This window comes from Leucobacter sp. M11 (genome assembly GCF_035726885.1).
In the GTDB taxonomy this organism is placed as follows: Bacteria; Actinomycetota; Actinomycetes; order Actinomycetales; family Microbacteriaceae; genus JAPFRB01.
The window spans coordinates 1-271 of the sequence record NZ_JAPFRB010000022.1; the positions used below are offsets into that span (position 1 = coordinate 1).

Annotated in this window: 1 pseudogene; it reads right to left on the reverse strand. The window is 49.8% G+C overall.

Going from position 1 to position 271, the window contains the following annotated elements:
• Positions 1-271 (reverse strand): annotated as a pseudogene (locus OOT08_RS18845) (ABC transporter ATP-binding protein); the annotation flags it as partial.

Consider the following 271-nt stretch of genomic DNA (forward strand, 5'->3'; position numbering starts at 1 on the left):
TTATCCCCCGAGATAGGCATTTCTCACCGCGCTATTTTCCAACAACGCAGCGCCTGTATCTTCCAATACAACACGCCCATTTTCCAGCACATAACCCCGGTCGGCCAACTTCAAGGCCTGATTGGCATTTTGCTCTACGAGGAAGATGGTCATGCCCTCTTCCCGTAGCTGCTGAATGGTGTCAAAAATTTGCGCAATAATGATCGGAGCCAATCCCAATGAGGGTTCATCCAATAGCAACAGTTTAGGTTGGCTCATCAAGGCACGGCCA